Origin of the sequence: Collinsella aerofaciens (genome assembly GCF_040910325.1) — a bacterium.
Taxonomy (GTDB): domain Bacteria; phylum Actinomycetota; class Coriobacteriia; order Coriobacteriales; family Coriobacteriaceae; genus Collinsella; species Collinsella aerofaciens_BL.
Map to the genome: position 1 here is coordinate 1 of NZ_JBDGAV010000050.1, position 5,015 is coordinate 5,015.

At 57.3% G+C, this 5,015-nt stretch carries 4 protein-coding genes and 1 tRNA gene; 4 read left to right on the forward strand and 1 reads right to left on the reverse strand.

Annotated elements, in window-relative coordinates; all coding sequences use genetic code 11:
- From AB5Z25_RS10655 to AB5Z25_RS10670, 4 genes are all read left to right on the forward strand, one after another.
- On the forward strand, positions 1–1,146 hold a 1,146-nt coding region (locus AB5Z25_RS10655), incomplete at its 5' end, for a PTS transporter subunit EIIC (RefSeq protein WP_368135565.1).
- 126 nt (positions 1,147–1,272) lie between these two features.
- A complete protein-coding gene (locus tag AB5Z25_RS10660) occupies positions 1,273–2,709 on the forward strand; it encodes a serine hydrolase (protein WP_368135566.1) in 1,437 nt (478 codons plus the stop codon).
- Between the two features lie 461 nt (positions 2,710–3,170).
- Positions 3,171–3,662, forward strand: coding sequence for a helix-turn-helix domain-containing protein (locus AB5Z25_RS10665; protein ID WP_196025973.1), 492 nt, complete (start codon positions 3,171–3,173; stop codon positions 3,660–3,662).
- A gap of 29 nt (positions 3,663–3,691) precedes the next feature.
- Positions 3,692–4,534 (forward strand): IS3 family transposase, encoded by an 843-nt coding sequence (locus tag AB5Z25_RS10670; RefSeq protein ID WP_368135567.1) that lies wholly within the window; start codon positions 3,692–3,694, stop codon positions 4,532–4,534.
- A 253-nt stretch (positions 4,535–4,787) separates the two neighbouring features.
- On the opposite strand, the gene AB5Z25_RS10675 is transcribed toward AB5Z25_RS10670, so the two are convergent.
- A tRNA-Glu gene (locus tag AB5Z25_RS10675) sits at positions 4,788–4,864 on the reverse strand.
- Between the last annotated feature and the right edge of the window lie 151 nt (positions 4,865–5,015).

Below are 5,015 nucleotides of genomic sequence, written 5' to 3' on the forward strand. Positions count from 1 at the left end.
AGTGCCCTTATCGATACTATTTCGGGCGTAATCCAGCCGATTCTTGCGGTGCTGTGTGCCGCGGGCATGATCAAGGGTGTTTTGAGTATTCTCGTCGCCCTTGGATGGATTACGGCGACAGATGGCTTGTACCAGATTCTATATGCGGCTGGTGACGGCTTCTTCTACTTCCTGCCGATTATCCTTGGCTATACCGCGGCAAAGAAGTTTGGCTGTAGTGAGTTCGTTGGCATGACGCTCGGTATCGCACTTACGTATCCGGCGATGGTCAACATCACATCGGGCGATGTTTTGGGAACGGTGCTTGCCGGCACTCCCTTTGCCATGAACTACTACACGACTTTCCTCGGCATACCCGTTATCATGCCGTCTTCGGGTTATACGAGCTCTGTCATTCCGATTATCATCTCTGTTTGGTTCGCGGCAAAGCTGGAGAAGTGGTGCCGCAAGCATTTCTCTGAGTATGTAAAGTTCTTCTTTGTGCCTACGTGCGTGCTCGTTGTGATGGTTCCCGCTACCTATTTGATTATTGGCCCGATTGCCACCCTGATCACGAACCTCATGAGCCTGCTGTTTAACTCCCTCTACAGCTTGCCTGTCATCGGCGGCGCGCTCGGCGGCATCGTGCTTACTGCCATTTGGCAGCCTATGGTCATCTTCGGCTTCCACTGGAGTGTCATTGCCCTCATGCTGGTGAACATTGCCTCCCAGGGCTGGGATATTGTCATGGCGCCGTACATGGTTTGTTCATACGCTCAGTCCCTTGCCGTCCTCGCTATCCTTCTGAAGACTAAGGACGAAAAGCTCAAGCAGCTTGCATGGCCGGCGTTCATCTCGGGCTTCTTCTTCGGCATCACCGAACCCTGCATCTACGGCGTGACCCTTCCGCGCAAGAAGCCTTTTGTCATGAGCTGCATCGCCTCTGTGCCCGGCGGCCTAATCATCGGCGCTCTTGGCACCAAGATGTTCGCCTTCACCGGCGGCGGCTTCTGCGCCTTCCCGGGCTTCATTGACCCGTCCGGTGCAATGGGCGCGAGCTACCTGATTTACGTAATCATAGCCATCGTGGTTTCCAGCGTGATTTCGTTCCTGCTTACGTATGCGACGTACAAGGAGGACGTGCCGGCGGTAGAGGCTGCAAAGTAGCCAAAGAAGTGGAGCTGCGGGACAAGTATTTCCCCGCGCGCCAGTAATTAGACGAGGTCGTCCTTGGATAAGTGTCGAGGGCGACCTCATCTTGTACTGATTTCGTTCGAGAGGCAGTGGTTGAGGGTGCCTAATATTATCTTTGACAATAAGATGGGCGAGGCGTGCCTTGCGGCGTGGAGGTCCACGGGTGTGGAAGTCCGCTCAGTCGTGGTCCGACAAGAGGGTGAAGTCGTCTTTGAGCATGCGGTTGCGCCGTTCGCCCTCGAACACGTTCACCCGCTCTATTCTGTGACTAAGTCCTTCACCTCGGTTGCTGTTGGGATGTTGGTGAATGAAGGACGGCTGTCGCTGGCTGATCGCTGGATTTCATACTTCCCGGAATATGAAGGCGAGATTGCGGATGAGCGCTTTCGCAATGTGACGGTTCGCAATTTGCTGACTATGACGATGGGGCAGGAGAGTGACCTTTCGTATATTGGCGCGGGAGACGACTGGGCACATGAGGTTCTTCATCGTGAGTTTGACTGGAAGCCGGGCGAGGTCTTTCACTACGATTCGCTGTGTTCACATTTATTGAGCATGCTCGTGCAACGCATAAGTGGAACGAAAGAATCCGATTATCTCGCTGAACGTTTGTTTACGCCGTTAGGCATTAGAAATTGGTGGTGGGAAGAGGATCAAGCCGGTCATACGACCGGAGGTTTTGGCCTTCACCTTTCGACACCGGATTTGGCTAAGTTTGGTCAATGTTTGCTGGATGGCGGCAAGTGGCGTGGGGAACAGATCATTCCCGCGGAATGGGTTGCCGAGGCGACGAAGATTCAGATGGAAACGAGCCCCTTTTATCCGTCTGAGGCGACTGAAGACAGCAATGGCTATGGATATCAGTTCTGGATGTGCCGGCGTGGCGGGTTCAGATGCTCTGGCCTTTTTGGGCAGCTGTGCTACATACGGCCCACAGATGGCCTTGTCATCGCCTGCTCGAGTTCCACGACAGGAAGTAAGGCGCTGCTTGATCCACTGTATGAGGTATTGTTCAAAGAGTCTAGTGTTCGGGAAACGGTGGCTTCCGAACGTGACTTCGATAGCATTCCCGTGCCAGTTGGGTTGGCTTCTGGCGGACGTTTGAGTTCATTACGCCTCGAGGGCATTCATCGTTGCATTTTCGGGGATTTTGAAGAGATCGATATTCGATTCCATGAGAATGAGCTGGATTTGTCTCTGTTGCGCGATGGTCGTGAGTACGGCGTGAGGGCCGGCTACGAGTCTTGGGTTTGCAAATCGGGCGATGGGACCGGAGTCGGAGACCTCTTTCCCTTCGTGACTCATGAAGCCGAGAGGGACGATGCCCCCGCATGGGATGTTCGCAAGTTGTTTGCAGCGTATGCCTGGACTTCGCCAACAAATTTACAAATCGAGACCAGGGAACTGGACTACACGCGGCGCTGTTTTATCGATGTGCGGATCGGAGGTAATTATGCTGTGTACAGGGTGCGAGTTGAGGGAATGTACTGTTTCCCGGCACCCTCGGAACTCACAGCGATTTTGAAGTTGGGATAATTTTCAAGACGTGCGATTGATAAGAAAGCTTGTCAACATCACGGCTAATGGAGACGGAGCTGTCTCCGGGCAATGTTTTTCGATACGGACGTTTCAGTTATCGTTTTGCTTAGGGACTAAGTTAATCACTTGTTAGGGCCGAAGCGTAGGTGCGTTTTCTCGGCTCTGTACCCTGTTGGGCTCGAATCCCGGCGCATGGCAGCAAAAAGCTCGCTATCGTGAGGATAACGGGCTTCTCATTTCAAATGGTGCCCCACCCAACGGGATATCCGCGTGCGGCTGGCATTGCCCGCTTCCACTGCGTCGCTCTGCTCCTTGCGTGCTGCGCTGGAAAACGCTTGCGCGTTTCCTCAGCTCCGCACCCTGTCGGGTTCGAATCCCGGCATATCGGTAGCAAAAAGCCCGCCACCGCGATGAACTGCCTCCCATTTCTTGGACATGAGAAATGGGAGGCTTTCTTTATGCGCGTTGATTTGAGGGTGAAGCATGATGTCGAGGCCAGGAAGGCGGCCATAGGGCTCTTCGAGCTCGGACACGGGTATAAATCTGCCGCGATTGCCCTTTCGCTTCCCGCGGAAGCCGTGAGAAGATGGCAGGAGATATACCGCGCATTCGGGAGCGAGGTGCTGCTGCGCATGGACGGAAAGCAGGGCAGGTACACATACGAGCAGAAGGTCGCCGCCGCCTCCGCCGTCGTCGACGGCGGCATGACGAAGACCGAGGCGATGGCGGCGTTCGGCATAATGTCGATGTCGCCGCTCAAGAAGTGGTGCGCGCTATACCGCGAGGGCGGCGCGGAGGCCTTGCGCCCGAGGCCCAAGGGCCGGCCGAGCGGTTCCAGGGCGAGGCCGCGGACCCGCGAGGAGGAGCTCGAGGAGCGGTGCCGTAGGCTCGAGGCCGAGGTGGCCTACCTAAAAAAATTACGCGCCCTGGTCGAGAGGGACGGGCTCTGACCAGGGCGAAGGCCGAAGCGGTCGCGGCCCTGCGCGCCGAGGGGCACGCGCTCGGGCACCTGCTCGCATGCGCGGAGCTCAAGCGGTCGACCTACTACTACGCGCTGTCGCACCCGAAGGCTCCCACCAGGCCCGAGCTCTGGGAGGCCGCCGCCGAGATCTTCTCGCGCACCGCCAACGGCTGCGGGCACCGGCAGATAGCGATGTGCCTCAGGGCGGAAGAGGGGGCCGTGATAGCCGACAAGACCGTGCTCAAGATGATGCGCGAGATGGGGATTCGCTGCGGCATCAGACGCGAGACGGCCTACCACAGGTACAACTCGTACAGGGGCGTCGTCGGCAGGACGTTCGAGAACGTGATCGCGAGGGATTTCGACGCCGGGGCCCCGTGGCAGAAGCTGGGGACGGACGTCACCGAGTTCAAGGTGGCCGGCGGCAAGGCCTACTGGGCCCCGACGCTGGACTTCTGCACCAAGGAGATCGTGGCGAGCGACATATCGACCACGCCCGACATGTCCCAGCAGGTGAGGATGCTCGACGAGCTGCTGTCCAAGATCCCCGAGGGCGCCGCCCCGACCATGCACTCGGACCGGGGCTGGCAGTACCAGCACGCCTCGTACACATCCAGGCTCGAGGCCGCCGGCATCGTCCAGAGCATGTCCAGGAAGGCGAACTGCATCGACAATGCCGCCACCGAGCAGCTCTTCGGCCACGTCAAGGACGAGTTCTACAGGGGCCGCGAGTGGAAGACGTTCGAGGATTTCAAACGCGACCTGGAGGAATACATAGTCCACTGGAACACGAGCCGGAGGCAGGTAAGATTGAAGGGCCTGACCCCGGAGGAGTACCGGAATCAGGCCCTCGCGGCCTAGTCGCTATTTAGGGCGTCCAAGATTTGGGGCGCGGTTCACGAGGGCAACGGGCTTCTCGATTTAAATGGTGCCCCCAGCGGGATGTCCGCGTGCGGCTGACGCCGCCCGCTTTCGCCGCGTCGCTCCGCTCCTTGCGTGCTGCGCTGGAAAACGCTTCGCGTTTCCTCAGCTCCGCACCCTGTCGGGTTCGAATCCCGGCATTTCGGTAGCAAAAAGCCCGCTACCGAATTGGTAACGGGCTTCACATCTCAAATGGTGCCCCCAGCGGGATTCGAACCCGCGATATCCACCTTGAAAGGGTGGCGTCCTTGGCCGCTAGACGATGGGGACAGCGGGAAAGAGTATAGCAGACTTTTCTATCCGTTCACATATCGTTGGCAGATTGAAAAACCACCACACAGGAGCCTTGATTATCAACTTCATCCGAACACTTCCCACATTCATCCGCACATGTGCGGATGAATGTGGGAACCCGATACCT

Bases quoted from the DNA above. Each gene is read 5' to 3' on its own strand.
- AB5Z25_RS10665 (WP_196025973.1), top strand. From the start codon at position 3,171: ATGCGCGTTGATTTGAGGGTGAAGCATGATGTCGAGGCCAGGAAGGCG.